The sequence below is a fragment of the Micromonospora taraxaci genome (assembly GCF_007830095.1).
In the GTDB taxonomy this organism is placed as follows: Bacteria; Actinomycetota; Actinomycetes; order Mycobacteriales; family Micromonosporaceae; genus Micromonospora; species Micromonospora taraxaci.
Genome location: NZ_VIWZ01000001.1, coordinates 6,179,789 through 6,203,673 on the forward strand (window position 1 = coordinate 6,179,789; position 23,885 = coordinate 6,203,673).

The 23,885-nt window shown below is 72.4% G+C and carries 29 protein-coding genes; 13 read left to right on the top strand and 16 right to left on the bottom strand.

All coding sequences use genetic code 11. The annotated features are described in order from the left end of the window. Nucleotides 1–170 precede the first annotated feature (170 nt). On the top strand, nucleotides 171–710 hold the full coding sequence (locus FHU34_RS27920) for a type II toxin-antitoxin system PemK/MazF family toxin (RefSeq protein WP_145785170.1): 540 nt from the start codon (nucleotides 171–173) through the stop codon (nucleotides 708–710). Nucleotides 711–886: 176 nt separating this feature from the next. Here the strand turns inward: FHU34_RS27920 and FHU34_RS27925 are convergent, their stop codons facing one another. The 7 genes from FHU34_RS27925 to FHU34_RS27955 form a co-directional block, all read right to left on the bottom strand. Then, nucleotides 887–1,897, bottom strand: coding sequence for an ADP-ribosylglycohydrolase family protein (locus FHU34_RS27925; RefSeq protein ID WP_425280555.1), 1,011 nt, complete (start codon nucleotides 1,895–1,897; stop codon nucleotides 887–889). Nucleotides 1,898–1,927: 30 nt separating this feature from the next. Continuing rightward, nucleotides 1,928–2,293, bottom strand: a complete 366-nt coding sequence (locus tag FHU34_RS27930; RefSeq protein WP_208745090.1) for a VOC family protein — start codon at nucleotides 2,291–2,293, stop codon at nucleotides 1,928–1,930. Nucleotides 2,294–2,329: 36 nt separating this feature from the next. Beyond that, the gene (locus FHU34_RS27935) at nucleotides 2,330–3,334 is read right to left on the bottom strand and encodes a uroporphyrinogen decarboxylase/cobalamine-independent methonine synthase family protein (protein ID WP_145785173.1); all 1,005 of its coding nucleotides are present in this window, start codon (nucleotides 3,332–3,334) and stop codon (nucleotides 2,330–2,332) included. A 37-nt stretch (nucleotides 3,335–3,371) separates the two neighbouring features. Then, nucleotides 3,372–4,445 (bottom strand): tRNA 2-thiouridine(34) synthase MnmA, encoded by a 1,074-nt coding sequence (mnmA, locus tag FHU34_RS27940; RefSeq protein ID WP_208745091.1) that lies wholly within the window; start codon nucleotides 4,443–4,445, stop codon nucleotides 3,372–3,374. A 68-nt stretch (nucleotides 4,446–4,513) separates the two neighbouring features. Next, nucleotides 4,514–5,689 carry a cysteine desulfurase family protein gene (locus tag FHU34_RS27945; RefSeq protein WP_145785174.1) on the bottom strand — a complete coding sequence of 392 codons (1,176 nt, stop codon included), beginning with the start codon at nucleotides 5,687–5,689 and terminating at the stop codon, nucleotides 4,514–4,516. A gap of 103 nt (nucleotides 5,690–5,792) precedes the next feature. After that, nucleotides 5,793–6,446: a class F sortase gene (locus FHU34_RS27950; RefSeq protein ID WP_145785175.1), complete on the bottom strand. Its 654-nt coding sequence runs from the start codon at nucleotides 6,444–6,446 to the stop codon at nucleotides 5,793–5,795. Beyond that, on the bottom strand, nucleotides 6,443–7,273 hold the full coding sequence (locus FHU34_RS27955; RefSeq protein WP_145785176.1) for a DUF4397 domain-containing protein: 831 nt from the start codon (nucleotides 7,271–7,273) through the stop codon (nucleotides 6,443–6,445). Before FHU34_RS27955 ends, FHU34_RS27950 begins: the two co-directional genes overlap by 4 nt. 230 nt (nucleotides 7,274–7,503) lie before the next feature. Here FHU34_RS27955 and FHU34_RS27960 point away from each other — a divergent pair, with 230 nt between their 5' ends. After that, nucleotides 7,504–8,106 carry an RNA polymerase sigma factor gene (locus FHU34_RS27960; protein ID WP_145785177.1) on the top strand — a complete coding sequence of 201 codons (603 nt, stop codon included), beginning with the start codon at nucleotides 7,504–7,506 and terminating at the stop codon, nucleotides 8,104–8,106. Then, entirely contained in the window at nucleotides 8,060–8,869 is an 810-nt protein-coding gene (locus FHU34_RS27965; protein WP_145785178.1) for an anti-sigma factor, read from the top strand. Before FHU34_RS27960 ends, FHU34_RS27965 begins: the two co-directional genes overlap by 47 nt. A gap of 96 nt (nucleotides 8,870–8,965) precedes the next feature. Here FHU34_RS27965 and FHU34_RS27970 read toward each other — a convergent pair whose 3' ends face one another. From FHU34_RS27970 to FHU34_RS27985, 4 genes are all read right to left on the bottom strand, one after another. Next, entirely contained in the window at nucleotides 8,966–9,925 is a 960-nt protein-coding gene (locus tag FHU34_RS27970; RefSeq protein WP_145785179.1) for an electron transfer flavoprotein subunit alpha/FixB family protein, read from the bottom strand. Nucleotides 9,926–9,939: 14 nt separating this feature from the next. Further along, entirely contained in the window at nucleotides 9,940–10,719 is a 780-nt protein-coding gene (locus FHU34_RS27975) for an electron transfer flavoprotein subunit beta/FixA family protein (protein ID WP_145785180.1), read from the bottom strand. Between the two features lie 187 nt (nucleotides 10,720–10,906). Then, on the bottom strand, nucleotides 10,907–11,320 hold the full coding sequence (locus FHU34_RS27980) for a hypothetical protein (protein ID WP_208745092.1): 414 nt from the start codon (nucleotides 11,318–11,320) through the stop codon (nucleotides 10,907–10,909). Then, entirely contained in the window at nucleotides 11,317–12,114 is a 798-nt protein-coding gene (locus tag FHU34_RS27985; protein WP_145785182.1) for a GNAT family N-acetyltransferase, read from the bottom strand. The genes FHU34_RS27980 and FHU34_RS27985 overlap by 4 nt, the downstream gene beginning before the upstream one ends. Before the next feature lie 42 nt (nucleotides 12,115–12,156). Between FHU34_RS27985 and FHU34_RS27990 the strand changes: the two genes are divergently transcribed. The 3 genes from FHU34_RS27990 to FHU34_RS28000 are packed head-to-tail and all read left to right on the top strand — an operon-like array spanning nucleotide 12,157 to nucleotide 13,295. After that, entirely contained in the window at nucleotides 12,157–12,549 is a 393-nt protein-coding gene (locus tag FHU34_RS27990; RefSeq protein ID WP_145785838.1) for a YidH family protein, read from the top strand. Further along, nucleotides 12,546–12,851, top strand: a complete 306-nt coding sequence (locus FHU34_RS27995; protein ID WP_145785183.1) for a DUF202 domain-containing protein — start codon at nucleotides 12,546–12,548, stop codon at nucleotides 12,849–12,851. Before FHU34_RS27990 ends, FHU34_RS27995 begins: the two co-directional genes overlap by 4 nt. 27 nt (nucleotides 12,852–12,878) lie before the next feature. Further along, nucleotides 12,879–13,295, top strand: coding sequence for a PLD nuclease N-terminal domain-containing protein (locus FHU34_RS28000; RefSeq protein ID WP_145785184.1), 417 nt, complete (start codon nucleotides 12,879–12,881; stop codon nucleotides 13,293–13,295). A 46-nt stretch (nucleotides 13,296–13,341) separates the two neighbouring features. On the opposite strand, the gene FHU34_RS28005 is transcribed toward FHU34_RS28000, so the two are convergent. Both FHU34_RS28005 and FHU34_RS28010 read right to left on the bottom strand, forming a co-directional pair. Next, nucleotides 13,342–14,964: an acetolactate synthase gene (locus FHU34_RS28005; protein WP_145785185.1), complete on the bottom strand. Its 1,623-nt coding sequence runs from the start codon at nucleotides 14,962–14,964 to the stop codon at nucleotides 13,342–13,344. Between the two features lie 85 nt (nucleotides 14,965–15,049). Then, nucleotides 15,050–15,823: an enoyl-CoA hydratase-related protein gene (locus tag FHU34_RS28010; RefSeq protein WP_145785186.1), complete on the bottom strand. Its 774-nt coding sequence runs from the start codon at nucleotides 15,821–15,823 to the stop codon at nucleotides 15,050–15,052. 98 nt (nucleotides 15,824–15,921) lie between these two features. On the opposite strand from FHU34_RS28010, the gene FHU34_RS28015 reads away from it, so the two are divergent. The 4 genes from FHU34_RS28015 to FHU34_RS28030 all read left to right on the top strand — a co-directional run bounded on the left by FHU34_RS28015 (nucleotide 15,922) and on the right by FHU34_RS28030 (nucleotide 18,345). Then, nucleotides 15,922–16,401: a DUF6232 family protein gene (locus FHU34_RS28015; RefSeq protein WP_145785187.1), complete on the top strand. Its 480-nt coding sequence runs from the start codon at nucleotides 15,922–15,924 to the stop codon at nucleotides 16,399–16,401. 299 nt (nucleotides 16,402–16,700) lie between these two features. Then, nucleotides 16,701–17,183 (top strand): DUF6232 family protein, encoded by a 483-nt coding sequence (locus FHU34_RS28020; RefSeq protein WP_145785188.1) that lies wholly within the window; start codon nucleotides 16,701–16,703, stop codon nucleotides 17,181–17,183. Further along, nucleotides 17,180–17,551, top strand: coding sequence for a DoxX family protein (locus FHU34_RS28025; protein WP_145785189.1), 372 nt, complete (start codon nucleotides 17,180–17,182; stop codon nucleotides 17,549–17,551). Before FHU34_RS28020 ends, FHU34_RS28025 begins: the two co-directional genes overlap by 4 nt. A 65-nt stretch (nucleotides 17,552–17,616) precedes the next feature. Next, a complete protein-coding gene (locus FHU34_RS28030) occupies nucleotides 17,617–18,345 on the top strand; it encodes a hypothetical protein (protein ID WP_145785190.1) in 729 nt (242 codons plus the stop codon). Nucleotides 18,346–18,369: 24 nt separating this feature from the next. Here FHU34_RS28030 and FHU34_RS28035 read toward each other — a convergent pair whose 3' ends face one another. Then, on the bottom strand, nucleotides 18,370–18,828 hold the full coding sequence (locus tag FHU34_RS28035; protein ID WP_145785191.1) for a rhodanese-like domain-containing protein: 459 nt from the start codon (nucleotides 18,826–18,828) through the stop codon (nucleotides 18,370–18,372). A 70-nt stretch (nucleotides 18,829–18,898) separates the two neighbouring features. On the opposite strand from FHU34_RS28035, the gene ftrA reads away from it, so the two are divergent. Next, nucleotides 18,899–19,927 carry a transcriptional regulator FtrA gene (gene ftrA, locus FHU34_RS28040; RefSeq protein ID WP_145785192.1) on the top strand — a complete coding sequence of 343 codons (1,029 nt, stop codon included), beginning with the start codon at nucleotides 18,899–18,901 and terminating at the stop codon, nucleotides 19,925–19,927. A gap of 11 nt (nucleotides 19,928–19,938) precedes the next feature. Here the strand turns inward: ftrA and FHU34_RS28045 are convergent, their stop codons facing one another. Both FHU34_RS28045 and FHU34_RS28050 read right to left on the bottom strand, forming a co-directional pair. Next, complete coding sequence (locus FHU34_RS28045; RefSeq protein WP_145785193.1) at nucleotides 19,939–20,835, bottom strand: ribokinase; 897 nt, start codon at nucleotides 20,833–20,835, stop codon at nucleotides 19,939–19,941. Nucleotides 20,836–20,859: 24 nt separating this feature from the next. Then, nucleotides 20,860–21,702 (bottom strand): ABC transporter ATP-binding protein, encoded by an 843-nt coding sequence (locus FHU34_RS28050; protein ID WP_145785194.1) that lies wholly within the window; start codon nucleotides 21,700–21,702, stop codon nucleotides 20,860–20,862. Between the two features lie 131 nt (nucleotides 21,703–21,833). Here FHU34_RS28050 and FHU34_RS28055 point away from each other — a divergent pair, with 131 nt between their 5' ends. Then, nucleotides 21,834–22,841: an ABC transporter ATP-binding protein gene (locus FHU34_RS28055; protein WP_145785195.1), complete on the top strand. Its 1,008-nt coding sequence runs from the start codon at nucleotides 21,834–21,836 to the stop codon at nucleotides 22,839–22,841. Further along, entirely contained in the window at nucleotides 22,838–23,848 is a 1,011-nt protein-coding gene (locus tag FHU34_RS28060; protein WP_145785196.1) for an ABC transporter permease subunit, read from the top strand. Before FHU34_RS28055 ends, FHU34_RS28060 begins: the two co-directional genes overlap by 4 nt. Nucleotides 23,849–23,885 lie beyond the last annotated feature (37 nt).

The following is a 23,885-nucleotide window of genomic DNA, read 5'->3' on the forward strand; positions in this document are numbered from 1 at the left end:
CCTTTCCACCGCCCCGACACCCCCACCTCGCCGACCTGGAGTCGATCACCGAGCCAGGGCGCCCCGGGTGGTGGGGACGCTCCGGCGTTGTCGGCGGGCGGCCTGGGCGGCGGCGTGCGACGATCGCCGGACGGTGCGACCCTCGGGGTCGCCGAGAGGCGGAGGTACGGATGCCCGAGGCGCTGCTCTGGGCGGTGGCGATCCTGCTGGCGGTTGCCGCCGGTTGGGCGTGGAACAGTTGGCGGCACCGTGTGTCGACCCGCCCTCCGGGCAGCCGCCCGGACCGGCGCGCCCCGGACCGCCCCGGCGGTCGGCGTCCGGCTCCGCCCCGACCACGCAGCACCGACCGGCCGGCCAAGCCCCGCCCGCGCGACTCCGACCGGCGCGACGCCCCGGCACCCGGCGAGATCTGGTGGGCCGACGTGCCGTACGCCGATGGCACCGGATCGAAGGTGCGCCCATGCCTGGTGCTTCGTGCCGACTCCCGGGGCGCCGACGTCCTGAAGATCACCAGCCAGGACAAGAGCGACCGGGACGACCACGTGCGGATCCCCACCCGGGACTGGGACCCTGGCGCGGAGCACGACAGCTACCTCAGCCTGACCGAGCCCATCCGCCTCAGCTCGGCCGCCTTCGCCGACCACGCCGGCCGCTGCGACGCCGACCTGTGGAAGAAGGTCCGCAGCCTGCGGCACCTGCCCACCGCCTGACCACCCCGTCGCGCCAGCCCTGACCCTGGGGCCTGATCCACTCGGGTTCCTGAAAAACGTGCCATCACATGCCCCGCGATGCCCCGACTTCCAGGAACCCGAGTCGATCACAGGCACCGACCGGGCAGGCGGACCTGGCACGCGGCCCAGCCGGGCCGACCCCGGCACGCGGAAGGTCAGTCCCAGGTCGCGCCGAGGGTGGCGAGTTGGTCGGCGTACTCGATGCGGTCCGCCCACCCGGTCGGCCAGGCGGCCATCCCGACCGCCGCGCCCACGAACGCGCCAGCCAGGGCGGCGATCGAGTCGGAGTCGCCGGCGGTGGTCGCGCCCCGGGCCAGGGCGGTGACCGGGTCGTCGGCGTGCCGTACGGCGCAGAGCAGCGCGGTGGCCAGCGCCTCCTCGGCGACCCAGCCCTCTCCGGTGGCCCGGCACGGGTCACCGCCGTCGTCCGGCTGCCCCAGCGCGTCCACCAGTCGACCCAGCACCGCCAGGCACTCGTCCCAGCCCCGGGCGATGAACTCCTCCGGAGAACGCGAACCGGGGCGCTGCCACAGGTCACCCAGCCACTGCTCCCGGTAGACCAGGCGCTGGGACCACGCCCGCTCGATGAGCAGCGCGGGCACCTCGGGCAGTGTGGCGCCCGCGCGTAGCGCGAAGACCGCGTACGCGGTCAGCTCGCTGGCGGCCAGCCCCGTCGGGTGACCGTGGGTCAGCCCGGCCTGCAACTGGGCGAGCCCGGCCAGCGTGTCCAGGTCGACGTCGAGCAGGCCGACCGGGGTGACCCGCATGTTGGCCCCGCAGCCCTTCGACCCGGCCACTGTCGCTTCCTGCCAGCGCACCTCACGGCTCAGCTCGGCGCAGGCGCGCAGGCAGGTCATGCCCGGAGCGCGGTTGTTGTCCGGGCTGACCGACCAGGCCACGAAGCGTCGCCGCAGCAGAGGCTCCACCGCCTCCGGCGTCAACGACGGCGCTTCGTGCAGCGCCCAGCCAACGGCGAGCGCCATCTGGGTGTCGTCGGTGACCAGCGCCGGCTCGCCGGACAGCTCGCGGGGACCTGCCGGACCGTAGCGGTGCTCGATCTCGGCTACGGTCAGGAACTCGGTCGGCTTGCCCAGCGCGTCACCGTAGGCGAGGCCGAAGAGCGAACCGGAGGCGCGCAGCGCGGGGGTGTGGATCACGGCGGCCATCATGCCCCGCCGCCGCAACCCACGGCGAGGTCAGTCCCAGCAGAGACAGAACGGGTGGCCGGCCGGATCGGCGTACACCCGGAAACCCTCGCCCTCGCCCGGCAGTCGACGGGCACCGAGCGCGAGCGCCGCCTTCTCCGCGCTCTCGATGTCGTCCACCGTCACATCCAGGTGGAACTGCTGAGGGCGCTCCGGGTCCGGCCAGGCCGGTGACCGCAGGTTGAGCGCCTGCTGGAAGGCGAGACGAGGCTGGTGCCCGGGCGGACCGCCCAGCACCACCCAGTCGTCGTCGGAGTCACCCTCGGCGAAGGGGATGCCGAGCAGCTCGGCGTAGAACGCCGCCAGCGCCCGCGGATCCGGGCAGTCGATCACCACTGAACGCAGCTGTCCAATCATGACCGTCATCCTGCCCAGCGGGTACGACAGGAAACCTCAGACCTCGGCGAGCCTCCGGCCGGCGTCCCGGCAGGCCGCGAGCACCGCCCGCGCGTACTCCGGGGTGGCACCGGCGAGACCGCAGGCCGGAGTGACCACCACCTGCTGGGCCAGCTGTCGGCGGGGGAAGCCGAGGCGGTCCCAGAGCTGGCGTACCCGGTCGGCGATCTGCGCGGAGGTCGGAGCGCGACCGGCCGACGGCGGCCGGGTCGGCGCGGCCCCGGCCAGCAACCCGAGGCCGGCGTCGATCGCCTCGCCCAGCGGGTCCAGGTCGGTGACGAGGTCCAGGTCGAGGGCGACAGCGACGGCACCGGTGGAGCGGATCAGCTCCAGCGGTACGTCCGGGGCGCAGCAGTGCACGAGCGTCGGCACGCCGACCGCCTCGACGACAGTGCGCAGCAGCGCGGCGGCGTCCACCGAGTCGACCGCCCGGTACGCGCCGAACCCGCTCTCGGTCGGCACCCGCCCGGCCAGCACGACCGGCAGCGACGGTTCGTCCACCTGGAGCACCACCGACGCCCGGGGCAGCCGCCGGGCCACCGCCGCGACGTGCTCGCGCAGCCCTTCGGCGAGGGAACCGGTCAGATCGCGGACCGCGCCAGCGTCGCGCAACAGGCGGCCGCCGATCGGCAGCTCCAGGGAGGCGGCAAGCGTGAGCGGACCAGCGGCCTGCACCTTGATCGGCCCGGCGTACTCCTCGGCCTGCTCGGCGAGCTGGTCCAGGTCGCGTTCCATGAGGTCGAGGGCCCGGCGCAGGTCGCGGCCCGGGCGCGGGGCGACCCGCCACCGGCCGGCGTACACCTCGACGGGCAGGTCGACCAGCAAGCCGGCGGAACGGCCGATCAGGTCCGCGCCAGGGCCACGGGCCGGCAGTTCGGGCAGGTGGGGCAGGTCCGGAAGCTCACCGAGGACCACCCGCTGGGCCTCGCCGATGTCGGTGCCGGGCAGCGAACCGATTCCGGTTGCCGAACCCGCCGGCCAGGGCCACGCCTGATCTGTCACGGGCGAAGGCTATCCCGCGGGCACCTGGGCCGTGCGGTCAGCCGGTGATGGTCGCCGAGCCGAGGACCACGTCACCGGCCGGGTCCGGCCGGTACGCGACCAGCGCCTGACCGGCGGCGACGCCGCGTACCGGCTGGCGCAGCTCGGCGTGCAGCAGGTCACCGTCGAGGGCGACCGTGGCGGGCACCACGCTGCCGTGCGCGCGCAACTGCACCTCGCACTCCACCGGGGAGTCCGGAAGCGCGCCGCCGGTCCAGACCGGACGAACGGCACGGACCTCGGACACCTCCAACGCCTCGGCCGGGCCGACGGTCACCGTGTTGGTCTTCGGGGTGATGGAGAGCACGTAGCGCGGCCGGCCGTCCGGGGCGGGCCGGTCCAGGTGCAGCCCGCGACGCTGCCCCACCGTGTACGCGTACGCGCCGCTGTGGCTGCCGACCACCGCGCCGGTGCTCGCGTCCACCACGTCGCCGGGCGCCTCGCCGAGCCGGCCGGCCAGGAAGCCACGGGTGTCACCGTCGGCGATGAAGCAGATGTCGTGCGAGTCGGGCTTGTCGGCGACCGCCAGGCCACGCTCGGCGGCTTCCGCGCGGACCTGCGCCTTGGTCGAGTCGCCCAGCGGGAAGATCGACCGGTCCAGCTGCTCGCGGGTGAGCACGGCCAGCACGTACGACTGGTCCTTGGCCACGTCGACACTGCGCCGCAGCAGCCCGTCGGAGCCGAGCCGGGCATGGTGCCCGGTCACCACCGCGTCGAAGCCCAGCGCCACCGCCCGGTCCAGCACCGCCGCGAACTTGATCTTCTCGTTGCAGCGCAAGCAGGGGTTCGGCGTGCGGCCGGCAGCGTACTCGGCGACGAAGTCGTCCACCACGTCCTCGTGGAAGCGGTCGGCCATGTCCCACACGTAGAAGGGGATGCCGATCACGTCGGCGGCCCGGCGGGCGTCCCGGGAATCCTCCAGGGTGCAGCAGCCGCGCGCCCCGGTCCGATAGGTCTGTGGGTTGCGGGCCAGCGCCAGGTGCACGCCTGTCACGTCGTGCCCGGCCGCCACCGCCCGCGCCGCCGCCACGGCCGAGTCAACCCCGCCCGACATCGCCGCCAGAACCCTCACCGGCCCACTCCCTTCCCCGTTCCCGGGACAACCCTATCCACCAGCCCGGGCAAGCCCCGGGGACCGGGTCAGCGGGGAGTACGGAGGGCGGCCGCGCGGCGGGCCCGCTCGACAGCTGCCGGAAGGGCCGCCACGACGGCGTCGACGTCGGCCTGGGTGCTCGTGTGGCCCAGGGAGAAGCGCAGCGAGGATCGGGCGCGGTCGTCGTCGGCGCCCATCGCCAGGAGTACGTGCGACGGCTGGGCCACCCCCGCTGAGCAGGCTGAACCCGTCGAGCAGGCGATCCCCTGCGCGTCGAGCAGCAGGAGCAGCGCGTCGCCTTCGGAGCCCGGGAAGGAGAAGTGCGCGTTGCCGGGCAGCCGGTCGGCGGGGTCACCGTTGTAGATCACCTCGGGCACCGCCCGACGTACCCGCTCGATCAGGTCGTCGCGGAGTGCGGCCACCCGGGCCGCGTACTCCTGCTGGCCCTTCACCGCCGCCTCGACGGCGACCGCGAAGGCGACGATGCCTGCGGTGTCCAGGGTGCCGGAGCGGATGTCACGTTCCTGGCCGCCACCGTGCAGCAGCGGCGTGGCCGCCACGTCCCGGGCCAGCAGCAGCGCGCCCACCCCGGCCGGGCCGCCCAGCTTGTGCCCGGTGACGGTCAGCGCGGCGACCCCGCTGGCGGCGAAGTCGACGGGCACCTGACCGACCGCCTGGATGGCGTCGGTGTGGAACGGCACACCGTGTTCGGCGGCGACGGCGGCCAGCTCGGCGACCGGTTGGACGGTGCCCACCTCGTTGTTCGCCCACATCGCGGTGACGACTGCCACCCGGTCGGCGTGCGCGGACAACTCGGCGCGCAGGTCCTCCGGGTCGAGCCGACCGACGGCGTCCACCGGGAGCAGACCGACCTCGGCGCCCTCGTGCTGCGCCAACCAGTCGACCGCGTCCAGCACCGCGTGGTGCTCGACGGCGCTGGAGACCACCCGGCGGCGGTCGGCGCCGGCATCTCGGCGAGCCCAGAAGATGCCCTTGACCGCGAGGTTGTCGCTTTCGGTGCCGCCACCGGTGAAGATCACCTCGGAGGGTCGTGCGCCCAGCACCGCGGCCACCCGTTCACGCGACTCTTCGACCCGGCGGCGGGCACGGCGGCCCGACGCGTGCAGGGAGGACGCGTTGCCGACCTCGCGGGCGGTAGCGACGTACGCCTCCAGTGCCTCGTCGAGCATCGGAGTCGTCGCCGCGTGATCCAGGTAAGCCATCACCGTTCAGCGTACGGCCGACACGTCGGGGGCCGGATGCCGGAGTGGCTTCACGCCATGTGCCGGGGTGGGACTCCCCACCCCGGCACATGGCGTGACCTCGTCAGGCGGGTACCGCGGTCACGACGATGTTGTCCCGGTACTTGCGGGCCTTGGCGTCGAACGGCCCACCGCACGTGATCAGCGTCAGCCGTGGCTTCCCGTCCCGGGCGAAGTACCGGTCCAGCGGAATCCTGGTCTTGTCGTACTCCTCCCGGGCCACGACCCGGTACAGCCGGGCCTCACCGTCACTGCCGGTCGCGGTCACCGTGTCGCCCTGGTCCAGCTCCCGCAGCCGGAAGAACGCACCCTTGCCCTGCTTGGCGCTGTCCACGTGACCGGCGATGACCACCGATCCGGCGTCCGCCTCCAGGCCGGGGCCGTGGCGGTACCAGCCGATCTGGTCGACGCTCGGCGGCACCTCGAACTCGTTCGTCTTCTCGTTGATGCCGACCGCGTTGACGGTGGCGGTGACGCCGATCTCCGGGATCACGAGCCGTACCGGCGGGACGATCTTCGCGTCGGCGGGCAGCTCACCGGCGGTCACCGGAACGGTCGGGCCGCTGGCGACGGCCGGTGGGGTGCTGGCGAGGGCTGTCGCCTCGTCCGCGCCCACGTTCCCGGCCGGCTGCGAGCCGCACGCCACCAGGGCGGCGACGGTGAGCGCGGCAACGCCGGCGGCCAGGGCCGCCAGCGCGCCGCGGTTGCGCACCGTCACTTGCGACCGGTCCGCGCGGTCGCCATCCGCACCCCACCACCGAGCAGCAGGAGTACGCCGGCACCGGTGAGCACGTACCACCAGGTGTTCACGCCCGTGCCGGCCTGCCCACCGTCACCGCTCGGCACGCCGCCGGGAGCGGAGTGCAGGCCGGTGATGGTCTGGGCCACCACGCCGAGGTTCTTCGCCTCGGCGGAGCCGATCGCGTAGACGACCGTCGCGGTGCCCTCCTTGAGGTTGAGGTCCGCCGGGCCGATGGCCACGGTGTCGGTGCCGGCCAGCACCACGTCCGCCTTCACGCTGCCCGCGTCGACGTCGCCCTTGGCCTCGTTCGGGTTGGTGAGGCCCTCGAAGACCGGGGTGCCACCAGCGCGTACGTCGACCTCGGGGGCGGCGGCGGTGTGCCGGACGATGAGCCGGGCCTTGCCGGCGGCGACCTTCGACACGTCGTTCACGAACGGCGTGATCTTCGGCTGGCCGGCGGCGTCGAGGTGCGCCGCGATGCTGATGTTGGCCCCGCCGGGCACCGCCGCGTTGTCGGCCTTGAGGATCGCGCTGCCGATCGGCTCGCCGGGCTTGGTGAGCGCGATGTCGTAGTCGCCCTCCTCCAGGTTCAGCGGGCCGGCGACGTCACCGGGCTTGAAGTTCTCCAGCGTCTTCTTGCCGTTGACGTAGACGTCGACCGGGGTGTCCGGGATGCCGTGCACGACGGAGACCTTCGACGTGGCGGCGTACGCGGGGGTGGCGGTGAGCGCGCCGACACCGGCGAACGTCAACGCGGCGACCGCGCCAGCGGCGGCGACCCGACGGAAGTACGAGAGCTGCATGTCTGCCTCCTGGTGATAACTGCTGATTCGTCAGGCCTGGCTTGCAGAACGGGTTACGCCGGCTCTTCGACGGGCGGATGCGCCGGAGGAGCACTTTTCTTTTTCGGTCCCGCCTGCATCCGAACGACGCCCCTGGGACGAAGAGCTGGTGAGATGACTTCGACCGGGAGAGTGGGGCAGAGACTGTGGCAGCTACAGTCGGGCATGCCCCATCGAAGGCGAGCCGCCCGATGACGGCGCCCCTACAGGAACCGGACCCCCCGGTGGACGACCTCGGCCTCCGCTTCCGCGCGGGCGACGAGGTGGCCCTCCGCGAGGCGTACGACAGGTACGGTCGCGCCGTGCACCACCTGGCCACCTCCATGCTGGCCAACCGCAGCGACGCCGAGGACGTCACCCAGGCGACGTTCGTCGCCGCCTGGCTGGGTCGCGACACCTTCGACCCGGCCAAGGGATCGCTGGTCGGGTGGCTGCTCGGCATCGGCCGACGCAAGGTGATCGACCGGATGCGCGCCTCGGCCCGGGAGACCCGGGTGGTGGAGACGGTCCGGCAACTACCCGAGCCGACGTCCACCGACCCGGACCCGGACCGGGTGGTGGACCGGCTGGTCATCGCCGACGAGCTGGCCCTTCTGCCGGACGACCAACGACGCATGCTGGAGTTGGCCTTCTACGACGACCTGACACACCAGCAGATAGCCACGGTGACCGGAGTGCCGCTGGGCACCGTGAAGAGTCACATCCGGCGCGGCATGGCGAGCTTGAAACGCAGATGGGAGGTGGACGGTGCAGCACCTGGACCACGACCGGCTGGTCTTTCTGGCGCTCGGTGAGAGCGAGGCGGACAACGGGGAGAGCACCCACCTCGGCACCTGCGCGCACTGCCGCGCGGAGCTGGCGACCCTGGAACGGGTTGCTGGGCTCGGCACCGAGACGCAGGGCCTGACCGACCTGCCCGACCCCCCGGAGCACGTCTGGCAGGGCATCATCGCCCAGGTCAGGGCGGCGGAAGCCGGGCCGTCGCCGACCGGGCTCGCTCGGCAGCAGGTGCCCACGCAAACCCACAGCACCACGGCCGCGAGGGCCGACGACACGCACGCCGAGTCGACGGTCACCAGGTTGGATCCGACGCGTCGGTCCCGCCGGGGCTCCGGCTGGTCCCGTTGGGCGGCAACCGCCGTGACGGCGGCAGCCGCCGCGGCGGTCGGTGTGGTGGGCACGGTCTCCGTGCTACGGCCGGACGACCCGTCGCCCACTCCGCCGCAGGTGGTGGTGGCGAGCGCGCCGCTGGCGGCGTACGGATCGACACCGCCGACGGCCACTGGCGACGCCCGTGTTCTCCAGGACGGCCAACTGCATCTGCATGTGGCGAATCTCCCGCGCGTCCCGGGGTACTACGAGGTCTGGCTCATCAATCCGACGACGATGGAGATGTTCTCGGTGGGCACCCTGGGCGGCGGTTCGGATGCTCTGCTGCCGCTGCCCCCGAATGTCGATCTCAAGAGTTACTCGGTGGTCGACGTCTCCGCCGAGCAGTACGACAACAACACCCGCCACTCCGGCGACAGCCTGTTGAGGGGCACCCTGACGGGCTGATCGGTGGGCCGGTTCAGCTCCCCGGCCCGCCGATCAGCTCCCGACCACGGAAGTGGCCGCCCGTCGCGACGGGCGGCCACTTCCGTGGTAACCGGGTCACTTGCGCTTGCGGATCTCCTCGGCGGCCTGCGGGACGATCTTGAACAGGTCGCCCACCACGCCGAAGTCGGCCAGCTCGAAGATCGGCGCCTCGCCGTCCTTGTTGACCGCGACGATGGTCTTCGAGGTCTGCATGCCGGCCCGGTGCTGGATGGCACCGGAGATGCCGAGCGCGACGTAGAGCTGCGGGGAGACCGTCTTGCCGGTCTGGCCCACCTGGAACTGGTGCGGGTAGAAGCCGGAGTCGACGGCCGCGCGGGACGCGCCGACGGCACCGCCGAGCAGGTCGGCCAGCTCCTCGACCAGCTTGAAGTTGTCGGCGTTGCCGACACCGCGACCGCCGGAGACGACCACGCCGGCCTCGGTCAGCTCGGGCCGGGAGCCCTTCTGCTCGGCGACCCGCTCGACGACCTTGGCCAGCTTGTCGGTGTCGGTGACCGACACGGTGAGCTGCTCGATCGTCGGGGTGGCCGCCGCCGGGGCGGGGGTGACCGAGTTGGGTCGCACGGTGACCAGCGGCAGGCCCTTGGTGACCTTGGCCTTGACGATGGTGGAGCCGGCGAAGGCGACCTGCGTCGCGGTGCCGTCGGCGTCCAGGCCGACCACGTCGGTCAGGATGCCGTTGTCCAGCTTGACCGCAAGGCGGGCGGCGATCTCCTTGCCCTCCTGGGCGGAGGCCAGCAGCACGGCGGCCGGCTGCACCCGCTGGACCAGCTCGGCCAGCACCGTGGCCTTGGGGGCCACCAGGTAGCCGTCGATCTCGTCACCCTCGGCGGCGTAGATCTTCTCCGCGCCGTACTCGCCCAGCTTGCCGCTCAGCGCCTCGGCGGCGCCGGTGCCACCGAGCACCACAGCGCTCGGGGTGCCCAGCTCGCGGGCGAGGGTGAGCATCTCCAGGGTGACCTTCTTGACGCCGAATTCCTTGGTGGCTTCGACGACGACGAGAACCTCAGACATGTCCAGACCCGCTCTCACACGAACTTCTCGGTGGCGAGGAACTCGACCAGCTTGACGCCGCCCTCGCCCTCATCGGTGATCTTGGCTCCGCCGGAACGCGGCGGGCGCTTGGTGTGCTCGACCACGGCACTGGTGGCACCGTCGAAGCCCACCTCGGCGGGCGCGACACCGAGGTCGGCCAGCGCGAGCGTCTGCACCGGCTTCTTCTTCGCGGCCATGATGCCCTTGAAGGAGGGGTAGCGCGGCTCGTTGATCGTGTCCCAGACGGAGACCACGGCCGGGGTGGAGGCGGTGACGACCTCGTACCCCTCCTCGGTCTGCCGCTCGACGGTCAGCGTCGCGCCGTCGACGGTGAGCTTGCGGGCGCCGGTGAGCGCCGCGACGCCCAGCCGCTCGGCGATCATGTGTGGCATGACCTGGACCCGACCGTCGGTGGACTCGGCACCACAGATGACCAGGTCGGCACTGAGCTGACCGAGCGCGGCGGCGAGCACCTTGGAGGTGGCGACGGCACAGGAGCCGTGCAGGGCGTCGTCCAGCACGTGCACGGCCTTGTCCGGGCCCATGGAGAGCGCCTTGCGGATCGACTCGGTCGCCCGGTCCGGACCCATGGTCAGGATGGTGACCTCGCCGCCGTGCGCCTCCTTGATCTTCAGCGCCTCCTCGATGGCGTACTCGTCCATCTCGTTGATCACGTTGTTCGCCGAACCGCGGTCGACGGTGTTGTCGTCATTGCGCAGGTTGCGGTCCGCGCCCGAATCAGGCACCTGCTTGACGAGTACGACGATATTCATCGCGCTTCGACGACCCTCCTGTGTGGTGTTGCGATTCGCTCGCCCGGTATGGGGCGCAGCGTCGCGCGTCGGTCGACGCCAGGTCAACCGCGGGCTGCTGTGCGGTTTCCCACGAGGCAATGTTACCTGCCAGTAGGTTGCGCTCCCGAGGCACACAGGGTGACACAGCTCACCGACGCCGGGCCGGTCAGGCCGGCTCGGCCAGCGCAACCCGGATCTGGTCGATGGCCGCCGCCTCGGCCGGTGCGACCCCGTCGTGCGCCCGGGCCACCCGGTCCGCCGCGGCCAGCACCACCGACCGGTACGCCTCCACGTCCGGCGGTGACTTCTCGCGCAGGATCAGCACCGCCTGACGCAACGCCGGCAGCACCACCGACTCGATCTCCAACTGCGAGTCCCGGGGAAGCCGCGGCAACGGGCCGGTGGTCAGCGCCTCCTTGATCGCCCCGCTGGCGTCGGCGAGCGCGCCGGACGCGGCGATGCTCTCCCGGATCACCCCCAGCACCCCCGGGTCGGCGTTGGAGACCAGGAAGACAGCACCGAAGGCACCGGTCTTGATGGTCAGGCGCTCCTCGTCCGTCAACCGCTGCTCCATGATCACGGAGTGTAGACGTACGGGGTGGTGGTGGTGACCGGGACGAGGCCGAGCCGCTGGAGGATCGGCCGGCTGTCCTCGGAACAGTCGACCTGCATGAGCGTCCGGCCCCGCTGCTCGGCCAGCCGCGCCCGGTAGTTGACCAACCCCCGGTAGATGCCCTTGCGCCGCCACTGCGGCAGCGTCGAGCCACCCCACAGCGTGGCGAAGCCGGTGTTCGCCGGGAACCGCACCCAGCCGGCGCTCACCACCATCTCATCCGTCTCGGCCACCACCACGGTGATCGAGTTCGGGTCGGCGTCGATCTCCTTGGCCAGACCCGTCACGAGGTGCGAACGGTCCGCCTGCCAGACCTCCTCCTCCATGGCGGCGATCCGCTCCAGGTCCTCCCGGGCGGTCACCTCACGCAGGCGTACCCCCTCGGGAACGACCGGCAGCGCGGCGGCCAGCGGGGCGACCGGCCCGACCACGACGGTCTCGCGGTCCTCCGGGACGAAGCCGGCGGCGCGCAGCCGGTCCGCCAGGTCGGCCGGTTCGTCGTGCTCGTTGAGCTTCCACTCGACCGACTGGCCACGCTCACGGAACAACTGCACCTGCCGGGCGATCAGCTCGTCCAGCGCGTCACCGGTCAGCCCGCCCAGGTTGCGGTACGTAAGGAACCCGCCGGCGTCGAGCCCGATGATCCGGACCAGCGGCCCGTCCCGCTCCACAGTCACCCCGGCCGGAACCGGGTCGGGGATCTCCGGGCGGAGCTGGTTGTCGTAGGCGTCGCGCAGCGTCATTACGTCGAGATCAGTCACCGGCCCAGGCTAAGCGGCATGGGAAGTGGATATTCTCCCACTGTGTGGGAGGCGATCAGGCGGTGGTTCGACCCGGCGGAGCTGCGCTCGGTCGGTGAGACTCCGGACTACCGGTTCTCCCTGGCCAACGAGCGAACCTTCCTGGCCTGGCTGCGAACCGGGCTGGCGCTGGTCGGCGGCGGGTTGGCCGCCGCGCAGTTCCTGCCACCCCTGCCGATGAGCCACCTGCGGGAGGTGATCGCGGTGACACTGCTGCTGCTCGGCGGGGTGGTCGCGATCCGCGCCGTGGACCACTGGGCACGCACCGAGCGGGCCATCCGGCTCGGTGAGGAGCTGCCCGCGTCGCGGTTCCCCGCCATCCTCGCCATCGCCGTCGGCGCCGGGGCGGTGCTGCTGGTAATCGCCGTCCTGATCCGGGCCGTCGGCGGCCGATGAGCACCGGACGCGACCCCGGGCTGCAACCGGAGCGGACCCGGCTGGCCTGGCGGCGGACCCTGCTCACGGCGACGGTGGTGACCGCGCTCGCCGTGCGGCTGGCGTCGACCGGAGACCCGGTCGGGGCGCTGATCGCCGGTGTCGCCGTGGTGGTGTGGGGCGCCCTGCTGATGCTCTGCTGGCCCCGGGCCACCGGCACCGGACCAGCCCGCACCGGCGGCTGGACGCTGCCCCTGGTCGCGTTCGGCACGGTAGGCCTCGCACTACTGGGAGTGCTGCTGGCGCTCCGCGGACTGTGGTGACGGGAAACGGTGCGTCATGATGGGTGCATGGCCCGGCTTGGCGTACTCCTCTTCCTGGTGCAGATCGTCCTCGCGGTCTGCGCGCTGATCAGCTGCCTCTCCGCCGAGGAGGGCCAGATCCGTGCCCTGCCCCGGATCGCCTGGGTGCTGATCATCTTGTTCTTTCCGCTGATCGGCTCGATCGCCTGGTTCCTCGCCGGCCGGGAGGCCAGCCCCAGCGCCCGCAAGGGCTGGCTGGGCGGCACCGGCTCGCCCGAGCGGCAGCGCCCCCGCACGGTCGCCCCCGACGACGACCCGGAGTTCCTGCGTTCCGTGCAGGAGCGCGCCAAGGAACAGGACGAGGAACTCTTCCGCCGCTGGGAGGACGACCTGCGCCGCCGCGAGGACGACCTGCGCCGCCGCGACGGTGAGCCGCCCCGCGAGGGTGACCGGCCGGAGGTGTGAGCGCGCCGCCGCCGCCCCCTCAGGGAGCGACGGCGGCGGGTGCGACTCAGGCCAGGTTCGACGACCGGGGGTACGCGTCGGTCGGGTCGGTGAGCACGTTGACCAGGTACGGCACTCCGGCGTCGAACGCCCGCTGCAGGGCCGGACCGAGGTCCGCCGCCTTGGCGACCGTCTCCCCCGCACCGCCGAGCGCGCTGACCACCGTGTCGTAGCGCAGCTCCGGCTGGAGGTCGGCGGCCACGTCGTAGCCGTACATCGCGCGCATCGGGTGCTTCTCCAACCCCCAGATGCCGTTGTTGCCGACGACGATCACCACCGGCAGCTTCTGGCGGACCAGCGACTCGACGTCCATCAGCGAGAAGCCGGCCGCGCCGTCGCCCATCAGCACGCAGATCTGCCGGTCCGGGTGACTGACCCGGGCGCCCATCGCGTAACCCATGCCGGTGCCCAGGCAGCCGTACGGGCCCGGGTCCAGCCAGGTGCCGGGCTGCGACGGCTCCAGGTACCGCCCGGCGTACGACACGAAGTCGCCACCGTCGCCGATGGTGATCGCGTCCGGGGCCAGCACCCGACGCAGCTCGCCGTAGATCCGCGCCGGACGGATCGGGTCGGTCTCGGCGGCCATCTCGGCGGCGTCGCGTGCCTTCGCCGCGTCCTCGGCGACGCGCAGGTCGGCGATCCAGTCGGCGTGGTCGGTCCGGTCACCGGCGTGGTCGGCCAGCGCGGAGAGGATCAGGCGCAGGTCGCCGGCGGGGGCGGCGGCCGGCTGCACGTGCGTCGCCCGCTGGCTGGGCGCGTCGACGATGTGCACCACCTTGGCGTCGCCGAAGTCACCGAAGCTGAGGCGGAAGTCCAGCGGGGTGCCCACCACCACGACCACGTCGGCGCCGGAGAGCGCGGCCCGGCGGGCCTTGGCGAACGCGAGCGGGTGCGTCGGCGGAAGCGAGCCGCGGCCCATCCCGTTGGTGAAGACCGGGACCTGCAACGCCTCCGCCGCCTCGCGCAGCGCGGCGACCGCGTCGCCCGCGTACACGTCGGAGCCGGCGATGATGACCGGTCGCTGCGCCCCGGCGATGAGCAGGGCGGCGCGGCCGACCTCCTCCGGGTCCGGTGCGATCGGGTCGACGCCGGTCGCGGCGGGCAGGTCCGCCTCGGCGACCGAGAAGACCGTCTCGAGCGGGAAGTCGAGGAAGGCCGGGCCGCGGTGCGGGGTGAGCGCGGCGTTGAGCGCCGCACCCACCGCGCGCGGGATGTCGTCGGTGCTGAACACCGTCTCGGCGTGCTTGGTGACCGGGGCGACCAGCGGGAGGTGGTCCATCTCCTGGAGGCTGCCGGAACCCCAGCGGAACGCGGGCGCGCGGCCACCGAGCACCAGCACCGGTGAGGCGTTGAAGAACGCGCTGGTCATGCCGGAGATGCCGTTGGTGACACCCGGCCCGGCGGTGAGCACGGCGAGGCCGGGACGACGCTGCAGCTTGGCCACCGCCTCGGCGGCGAAGACCGCGGACTGCTCGTGCCGGACGTCGTAGATCGGGAAGTCGGTCTTGTACGCCGCGTCGTAGAGCGGGAAGACGTGCCCTCCGGAGAGGGTGAACATCTCCCGTACGCCGTGCGCGCGTAGGGCCGCGAGCGCCAACTCGCCGCCGTGACCCTCGATCCGCTCCGTCATTCGCCGCTCCCCTTCGTTCCTCTTGACCGGGGCCCCACGCTACTGGCCGGTAGGAACAATGTGAACTGTTCTCGGCTAAGCCGTGTCAGCGGCCGGTGAAGTCCGGCTTGCGCTTCTCCACGAAGGCCGACATGCCCTCCCGCCGGTCGTCGGTGGCGAACAGCGCCGCAAAGAGCTGACTCTCCCAGGCCAGACCCGAGTTCAGGTCCATGTCCAGGCCGCCGTCGACCGCCAGCTTCGCCGCGCGCAACGCCTGCACCGGACCCGTCAGGTACGGCTTCACGTAGGCGACAGCGGCCTCGTAGACCTCGGCGGCCGGGACCACCTGGTCGGCCAGGCCGATCCGCAGCGCCTCCTCGGCGTCGACCATCCGGCCCGTCATGATCAGATCCTTGGCGCGGGCCGGGCCGACCAGGCGGGCCAGCCGCTGGGTGCCGCCGGCACCCGGGATGATGCCGAGCTTGATCTCCGGCTGGCCGAGCTTGGCGTCGTCGGCCACGATCCGCCAGTCACAGGCCAGCGCCAACTCGCAGCCGCCACCGAGCGCGTACCCGGTGATCGCGGCAACCACCGGCTTGGGGATCCGTGCGATCGCGCCGAGAGCGCTGGACAGGTTCGCAGCCCGGTCCGCCATGTCGACATAGGACATATCGGCCATCTGCTTGATGTCCGCACCGGCGGCGAAGACCTTCTCCCCGCCGTACACGATGACGGCGCGAACCTCGGGGTCGGCGGTGGCCGCCGTCGCGGCGGCGCGCAACTCCTCCTGCACCTGGGTGTTGAGCGCGTTCATCGGCGGCCGCTCCAGCCGGATCGTGCCGATGCCGTCAGTGGTCTCCAGCCGAACGAACTCGCCCACGCTGCCCTCACTTCCTCGTCGAAGTCGCGTGCCAACCTTACGACCCGGCTCGTTTGGGTAAGTAGTGTGGTGTCAGCCCCGTGGGCGGGAGTCCAGCCATGACGACGTACTACGACGACAGGTCGGTGCAGGTCACCTCCACCACCGTCCGGGTCGATGGCCGCACCTACGCGCTGTCCGACATCAGCATGATCTGGCACCGCCGGGGCACCCGATCCTGGCGCGTGCTCGCCGGGCGGGGCGCGATCGGCGCGGCGCTCGCCGGTCCGCTGGTCGCGGCGGTGCTCGGAATCGGCGTGGCCGTGTGGCTGCACCGCTCCCCCACCGTGACGATCGCGATCGTCGGCGCGTCGGTGCTGGTCGGCCTGGCCGTCGGGCCCGTCGCCGACTTCCTCTTCGAACATCTGGACCGCTCATACGCCCGGGGCAGCCGCCAACTGGAGATCTGGGCCCGCTGGCGCGGTCAGCCCGTGCGGTTGCTGCGCACCGGCGACGCGCTGCGCTTCGGGCAGATCTACCGGGCCGTGCAACGCGCGGTCGAGCACAGCCAACCGGCCCGCCCCGTCACGCGCCGCTAGCCCGCACGCCCGCGGTTCGGCCCGCGCTCGCCCGCGGCAGCGCGGGTGTGGTGGTGTCCGGCGGGCCCTTTGGAGCTGATGTCGCAAACGAATCGGGCCGTCACTCATGACGATCCGGATGAATCCGACTGCGGCGGACACCGGCGGAGCGGGCGCCCGGTCGAGGACGATGTCGCAGACGATTCAGCTCGAAAGGACCCGCCACAGCACCACCGCCCCCTTGATCCGAGGGTCGCCGAGGCCCCGGGCGACCAGGGATGAGCCGGGCGAAGGTTGCCTTCCGGTGGTTAGGCTTAGTGATGACCCTCTATTACCGGGACGACGCGGTGCAGGTGACATCCGAGTCGATCCGGGCAGGCGGTCACGTGATCGCCCTGTCCGACGTGACGTTCGTGTGGCACGCACGGGGGCAGAAGACCCTCGCCGTACGCGGCCGTGTGCTGGGTCGCGGTGTCCTGGTCCTGCTGCTCTCGCTGCCGCCGCTGGTCGCCGTGGTCTGCGTGCTGTCACTGGCCTGGTCGGCACAGGACCGGGGCAACTGGAAGCTGGCTTTGATCATCCTCGCCGCCTGCTCGGTGGGGGCCCTGGTGTCGCTGCCGTTCCTGGAGATCCCCCTCGGTTGGCTGGACCGCTCCTACGAGCGCGGCAGCCATGTGCACGAGTTGTGGGTGCAGCACCATGGTCGGGAGGATCTGCTGCTGCGCACTCCGGACGCGCTACGGTTCGGCCAGATCTACCGGGCCGTGCAGCGTGCCGTCGAACAGCAGGGGGACCATCGATGACCAACCGCCGTGGCGAGGCCGCCGCGCTGGCCGGGCTGCTCGCCATCGCTGGCGTCACCCACCTGGTGCGCCCCGGCTTCTACGACCCGATCGTGCCGCGCACGCTGCCCGGGCCGGCCCGCTTCTGGACGTACGCCAGCGGAGTCGCCGAGCTGGCGGTGGCGGCGGCCGTGGCGCATCCGAACACCCGACGGGCCGGCGGTCGGGCTGCGGCCGCGCTCTTCGTCGCCGTGCTGCCCGCCAACGTGAAGATGGCGGTGGACTGGCGGCACCGGCGTCCGGCGAAACGGGCCATCGCCTACGGGCGGGTGCCGGTGCAGGTGCCGCTGATCTGGTGGGCCCTGCGCGTCGCCCGCGCCGGTCGGTAGGCCCTTCCGGGGCCCCGACCAGCCCCGTCGGGCGGTTGTGGTGCTTCCGACGCACACTTGACCCCATGGCGATTCCCCTCCCCACCCCGACCGCCGTGGTCGGCCTGACCCGCTCCGCTCTCGACCAGGCGCTCGGCTCGGCCGCCTCGTTCGCCGCCGTGCCCGCCCGCGCGTTCGCGGTGCTGGACGGGGTGGAGGCGCTGCTGGCGCGGATCAACGGCGTGGTCGACCGGATCGAGACGACCCTGGACCGGACCGATCAGGTGCTCACCGACGCCGAGGAGGCGGTCCGTGAGGTCGCCGTGATCAGCGCCGCCGCGACCACCGCCATCGACACCGCCACCGAGGTGGCCACTGCCGCCGCCGTCGTGGTCGCCGACGCCGACCGCGTCGCCCGGACCGCCGCCACTGTGGTCGCCAACGCCGAGGGGGTGGCCGGCCGGGCCGCCGCCACCGTAGGCACCGCGGCGGAGGCCGCCGCCACCGCGGCCGAGCTGCTGGCGGCGTACGAGCCAGCACTGCGGCGGGCCGCGCCGATGACCGAGCGGTTCGTCGAGCAGCTCAGCCACGAGGAGATCACGGCCGCGATCCACCTGATCGACGAGCTGCCCAAGCTCAAGCAACACCTGACGGCGGACATCCTGCCGATCCTGGCCACCCTCGACCGGGTCGGGCCCGACCTGCACGACCTGCTCGACGTGACCCGTGACCTCAAGCTCGCCGTGGCCGGCATCCCCGGGCTGGGCATGCTGCGCCGACGCGGCGAGAAGCTCGCCGACGAGCCCGCCGGCTGAGCCCTCGCCCACCTGGACAGGGGATCAGCAGTCGCAGGTGATCGTCGTGGTCGGGGCGGTCAGGTCGTCGACCGGGCGACGGGTCAACCCGCTCGCCGTCACCACCGGCAGCCCTTCCCGCGCCCAGTACTCGAACCCACCGAGCATCTCCTTGACCCGGTAGCCGAGCCGGGCGAACTCCAGCGCCGCACGAGTTGCGCCGTTGCAGCCCGGCCCCCAGCAGTAGGTCACCACCGACGAGCCGGCCGGGACGACCTCCGCCGCGTGGGTCGCGATCTCGGCGGTGGGCAGGTGCACCGCACCGGGGAGATGTCCCTGCGTCCAGGCCGCCACGCCCCTGGTGTCGACCACCACCAGAGCAGGGGTACGGGCCGACAGGTCGGCGTGCACGTCACTCACGTCGGTCTCGACGCTGAGCCGGGCGGAGAAGTGGGCGGCGGCGGTGGCCGGGTCGGCCGCCGGAACGGCGAAGGAGAAGGTCATACACCGATCCTCGCCAGCTGGCCGGTCCGGGACGAGTGGCGGATACGCCGTCCTGCGCTAACATCCCGCCATGCCGCTCGGGTCCACGACCACCGACCCGCTCCTGCTCCCGGCGCCCCGGCGGGCGGCAGCCGCGCACCGCGTCGCCGTGCTCGCGTACCCGGGGATGTCGGTGTTCGAGACGGGCATCGTCACCGAGGTGTTCGGGCTGCCCCGGCCCGAGTTCGGCGTCGAGTGGTACGACCTGGTGGTCTGCGCCGAGCAACCGGGACCGGTGCCGGTGGTCGGCGGCGCCAGCCTGCACACCCCGTACGGCCTGGCCGAACTGGCGGCGGCGCGGACGGTGATCGTGCCCGGCGTCCCGGACGTGACCGGTGACCCGTCACCGGAGCTGGTGACCGCGCTACGTCGGGCGCACCGACGCGGCGCGCGGATCATGTCGATCTGCTCGGGCGCGTTCGCGCTGGCCGGCGCCGGGCTGCTGGACGGCCGGCGGGCCACCACCCACTGGCGGTACGCCGAACTCCTGGCGCGGCGGTACCCGCGGATCGAGGTGGACCCGGACGTGCTCTATCTCGACGACGGTGACCTGCTCACCAGTGCCGGCAGCGCCGCTGGGCTGGACCTCTGCGTACACGTGGTCCGGCGTGACCATGGCGCGGCGGTCGCCAACGCGGTCGCCCGGCGACTGGTGATCCCGCCGCACCGCGACGGCGGGCAGGCCCAGTTCGTCGAGGCGCCGGTGCCCGTCGACCCGGACGACGACCGGATCGCCGCCAGCATCGACTGGGCACTCGCCCATCTCGCCGAGCCGTTGACAGTCGCCCAGCTCGCCGGGCACGCGCACATGTCGCCCCGTACCTACCTGCGGCACTTCGCACGGGCCACCGGGACCAGCCCGATCCGCTGGCTGATCGACCAGCGGGTCCGGGCCAGCCTGCCCCTCCTGGAGGAGACGGACGCCCCGGTCGAGCGGGTCGCCCGGTCGGTGGGCTTCGACACGCCGGTCACGTACCGGCACCACTTCGGCCGGATCATGCTGACCTCACCGTCGGCGTACCGCAGGGCCTTCCGCGTCGGCGCGGACCGGCCGGCGTAGCGCGGACCGGTTCAGGCCGGCGCGTACAGCTCGTCGATCTCGGCGCGCTGCGGGAGCGCCACCGAGGCACCGAGCTTGCGTACGCAGGCGGCGCCGGCCGCCGACGCCCAGCGCACCGCGTCGACCAGGTCGCGTCCCTCGCCCCAGCCGACCGCCAGCGCGGCGGTGAACGCGTCGCCCGCAGCGGTGGAGTCGACCACGTCGACGCGGACCGCCGGTACGTGCACCTCGGCGCCGTCCCGGTCGACGTACCAGGCGCCCTCACCTCCGAGGGTGAGCACGGCCCTGGGGGTCAGGTCGAGCAGCGCCCGGGGCTCTTCCCGACCTCGACCGGCGAGCGTGCGTGCCTCGCCCTCGTTGACGACCAGCAGGTCCACCGATGCGAGCAGCTCGGGCGGGAGTTCGCGGGCCGGGGCGGCGTTGAGGATGACCCGGGTGCCGGCGGCGCGGGCGGCCACCGCGGCGGCCGTCACCGTCGACACCGGGATCTCCAGTTGGGCGACGAGGACGTCCGCCGCGCACACAGTGGCCAGCTCGTCCTCGGTGAGGCCGACCAGCGCGTCGTTGGCCCCGGGGGTGACCATGATGGCGTTCTCACCCTGGGCGTTCACCATCACCAGCGCCACCCCTGAGGTGCCGTAGACCACCCGAAGGTGGCTGGTGTCCACCCCGGCCGCCGCGATGCGGGCCTTGAGGGTGACGCCGAAGGCGTCCGAGCCGATCGCGCCGAGGAAGGAGCAGGACGCGCCGGCCCGGGCCGCGGCGACGGCCTGGTTGGCCCCCTTACCGCCGGGCACCATCATGAAGTCGGTGCCGAGCATGGTCTCGCCCAGTCTCGGCAACGCGGGCGCCATTGCGACCAGGTCCATGTTGGCGCTGCCCACCACGGCGACCCGCGTCTGCGGCACTGTCGTCTCCGCCCTGGACGTCGCTCAGGCGGCCCGAGCGGTGTAGCGGTCGCCGGAGCGCTCCACCACCAGCGGCAGGCCGAAGGTCTTGGAGAGGTTGTCCCCGGTGAGGGTGTCGGCGAGCAGCCCCTGGGCGACCACGCCACCCTCGCGCAGCAGCAGCGCGTGGGTGAACCCCGGCGGGATCTCCTCGACGTGGTGGGTGACCAGCACCATCGCGGGGGCGTCCGGGTCGTACGCCAGCTCGGCCAGTCGGGCGACCAGGTCTTCCCGGCCACCCAGGTCGAGCCCGGCGGCGGGCTCGTCGAGCAGCAGCAGCTCCGGGTCGGTCATCAGGGCACGCGCGATCTGCACGCGCTTGCGTTCCCCCTCGGAGAGGGTGCCGTAACGGCGTTCGGCGAGCCCGCCGACACCGAGCTGGCTCAGCAGCGCCCGGGCCCGCGCCTCGTCGCCACGGTCGTAGTTCTCCCGCCAGCGGCCGACCACCGACCAGGCGGCGGTCACCACCACGTCGCTGACCCGCTCGTCGGCGGGTAGTCGCTCGGCGACCGCGGCGGTGGTGAGCCCGATGCGGGTACGCAGCTCGTTGACGTCGGTGCGGCCGATCCGTTCGCCGAGCACGTGCGCGACACCCGTGGTGGGGTGCAGTCGGCCGGCGGCCAGGTTGAGAAGTGTCGTTTTGCCGGCACCGTTGGAGCCGAGCACCACCCACCGCTCGTCCAGCTCGACGCGCCAGGTCAGGTCCTGCAGGAGGGCGGTGCCGGAGCGGCGTACGCCCACGCTGTCGAGGCTGACCACCAGATCCGGGTCGACGGGGGCGGCGGCAGGCGCGGCGCCGGCAGCGCCGGGGATCAGGTCACCAGTCACCGCTCCATCCAACCACGCAGCGACGCGGCGCCCCCCATGGGCGGCGCCCCGGCCATAGGGTGAGGCGCCGTGTCATTGATCACCAAACCTGAAGGACCACCCATGCCCCGTCGAGGTAGGGAGCCGCGCGGATGAGCGCGGTCATCGAGATCGAGGGTCTGCGCAAGACCTTCCACAGCATGCGCAACGGCCGACGGGTGGCGGTGGACGGGTTCGACCTGCTGGTCGAGGAGGGCCAGATCCACGGCTTCCTGGGCCCCAACGGTTCCGGCAAGACCACCACCCTGCGCGCCCTGCTCGGGCTGGTACGCGCCGACAGCGGACGGATGACGGTGCTGGGTGCGCCGTCGCCGGAGTCGCTGCCCAGGGTGGCGGGGCAGGTCGGCGCCATCGTGGAGAGTCCGCAGTTCTTCGGCAACTTCACCGGCTACCGCACGCTGCGGTTGTTGGCGCGTGCCGGCGGGGTGCCGGTCTCGCGGGTGGACGAGGCGCTGGAGCTGGTGGGCCTACGCGACCGTGGCGACGAGCGGGTGAAGGGCTACTCGCTGGGCATGAAGCAGCGCCTCGCTGTGGCGTCCGCGCTGCTGAAGGACCCACGGTTGCTCATCCTGGACGAGCCGGCGAACGGGCTGGACCCGGCGGGCATCCGGGAGATGCGGGACCTGATGCGGTCGCTGGCGGCGGCCGGGGTGACAGTGCTGGTGTCCAGTCACATCCTGGGTGAGATCCAGCTGATCTGCGACCACGTCACGATCATTTCGCACGGGCGTCGGGTGGCGGCCGGCCGGGTGGACGAGGTGCTGGCGGGTTACGACAGGCACGAGTTCCTGGTGCGGGTGGCCGAGGCCGAGCGCGCTGTCGAGCTGCTGCACGCGGCCGGGCTGACGGCGGCCGTCGACGGCGAGGCGCTGGTGGTGAGCGGGGTGAGTGACCCGACGGTGGTCAGCCGGACGCTCGGCGAGCAGGGCCTGTGGGTGGGCGAGCTGACCCCGCTGCGGCCGGATCTGGAGAGCGTCTTCCTGGAGTTGACGGGCGCGTACGAGCATCCGTCGGTGCCCCGGCAGGTCGACGACGCTGCCCTGCCGTCCGCCGATCAGGGCGATGCTGTGATCAATCTCGATCGGGGAGTGGACGCGTGAACCTGGTCCGTGCCGAGGTGGAGCGGCTGTCGGCCCGTCGCTTCGTGCAGCTCATGGTCGTCCTGCTGGCGTTTGCCTTCGCTGTCACGGCGGCGACCACCCTGGCGGGTTCCCACAAGCCGAGCGCGGACGAGATGAACTCGGCGCGGGCTCAGGCCGTCGAGGCGCGGCAGGGAATGGAGGTGACTCACCAGCAGTGCCTGGCGCGACAGAACGGCACGCTTCCGCAGAGCGACATGGACCAGTACTTCCCTCAGGACTGCTCGGAGATCGACCCGATCCGGCAGGATCGGTTGCCGATCGCCGCGGACTTCCTGCCGGGGGTGTTCAGCTTCGCCAACCAGGCGCTGCCGCTGCTCTACTTCCTCATCGCGTTCCTGGTGCTGTTCGGGTTCCTGGTCGGCGCCTCCTACATCGGCGCCGACCTGAACTCCGGTGGCGTGGTGAACCTGCTGCTCTGGCGACCACGCCGGTTGACGGTGCTCGCGACCAAGTTGGGCACCCTGCTCGGCATGGTGCTGGTCCTGGCCCTGATCGCGTCGGTGGCCTACCTCGCCACGTTCTGGGTGATCGGGCAGACCGCCGGGCTACCCGGCCGGCTGAGCGGTGAGTTCTGGCGTTCGCTCGGCGCGGTGCACCTCCGTGGCGTGGTGCTGGTGCTGCTGGCCTCCGCGTTGGGCTTCGCCATCGCGACACTGGGTCGGCACACGTCGGCGGCGCTGGGTGCGGCAGCCGCGTACCTGGTGGTGTGGGAGTTGGGCGGCCGTCTGATTCTGGAGATCATCGACGCCCGGCGGCCGGACCGGTTCATGCTCTCCAGCCACGTCGGGGCGTGGCTCACCGGCGAGGCGAAGTTCTGGGACACCTGCCCCGGCAGCTCGGGCACCGGTTACTGCGACGGCTCCTACAGCCTGACCTGGGGGCCGGCCCTGGTGGTGCTGCTCGTGCTCACCGGTGGGTTGATCGCGGCGTCGTTCGCCGTGTTCCGTCGCCGCGACCTGATCTGAGTCGTGACCCGGCGGGCCGGCCCTCACAGGGGTCGGC

Bases quoted from the DNA above. Each gene is read 5' to 3' on its own strand.
- FHU34_RS27920 (WP_145785170.1), top strand. From the start codon at position 171: ATGCCCGAGGCGCTGCTCTGGGCGGTGGCGATCCTGCTGGCGGTTGCC.
- FHU34_RS27925 (WP_425280555.1), bottom strand. From the start codon at position 1,897: ATGGCCGCCGTGATCCACACCCCCGCGCTGCGCGCCTCCGGTTCGCTC.
- FHU34_RS27930 (WP_208745090.1), bottom strand. From the start codon at position 2,293: ATGATTGGACAGCTGCGTTCAGTGGTGATCGACTGCCCGGATCCGCGG.
- FHU34_RS27945 (WP_145785174.1), bottom strand. From the start codon at position 5,689: ATGGCTTACCTGGATCACGCGGCGACGACTCCGATGCTCGACGAGGCA.
- FHU34_RS27955 (WP_145785176.1), bottom strand. From the start codon at position 7,273: ATGCAGCTCTCGTACTTCCGTCGGGTCGCCGCCGCTGGCGCGGTCGCC.
- FHU34_RS27960 (WP_145785177.1), top strand. From the start codon at position 7,504: ATGACGGCGCCCCTACAGGAACCGGACCCCCCGGTGGACGACCTCGGC.
- FHU34_RS27970 (WP_145785179.1), bottom strand. From the start codon at position 9,925: ATGTCTGAGGTTCTCGTCGTCGTCGAAGCCACCAAGGAATTCGGCGTC.
- FHU34_RS27975 (WP_145785180.1), bottom strand. From the start codon at position 10,719: ATGAATATCGTCGTACTCGTCAAGCAGGTGCCTGATTCGGGCGCGGAC.
- FHU34_RS27995 (WP_145785183.1), top strand. From the start codon at position 12,546: ATGAGCACCGGACGCGACCCCGGGCTGCAACCGGAGCGGACCCGGCTG.
- FHU34_RS28000 (WP_145785184.1), top strand. From the start codon at position 12,879: ATGGCCCGGCTTGGCGTACTCCTCTTCCTGGTGCAGATCGTCCTCGCG.
- FHU34_RS28005 (WP_145785185.1), bottom strand. From the start codon at position 14,964: ATGACGGAGCGGATCGAGGGTCACGGCGGCGAGTTGGCGCTCGCGGCC.
- FHU34_RS28015 (WP_145785187.1), top strand. From the start codon at position 15,922: ATGACGACGTACTACGACGACAGGTCGGTGCAGGTCACCTCCACCACC.
- FHU34_RS28020 (WP_145785188.1), top strand. From the start codon at position 16,701: ATGACCCTCTATTACCGGGACGACGCGGTGCAGGTGACATCCGAGTCG.
- FHU34_RS28025 (WP_145785189.1), top strand. From the start codon at position 17,180: ATGACCAACCGCCGTGGCGAGGCCGCCGCGCTGGCCGGGCTGCTCGCC.
- FHU34_RS28030 (WP_145785190.1), top strand. From the start codon at position 17,617: ATGGCGATTCCCCTCCCCACCCCGACCGCCGTGGTCGGCCTGACCCGC.
- FHU34_RS28035 (WP_145785191.1), bottom strand. From the start codon at position 18,828: ATGACCTTCTCCTTCGCCGTTCCGGCGGCCGACCCGGCCACCGCCGCC.
- ftrA (WP_145785192.1), top strand. From the start codon at position 18,899: ATGCCGCTCGGGTCCACGACCACCGACCCGCTCCTGCTCCCGGCGCCC.
- FHU34_RS28055 (WP_145785195.1), top strand. From the start codon at position 21,834: ATGAGCGCGGTCATCGAGATCGAGGGTCTGCGCAAGACCTTCCACAGC.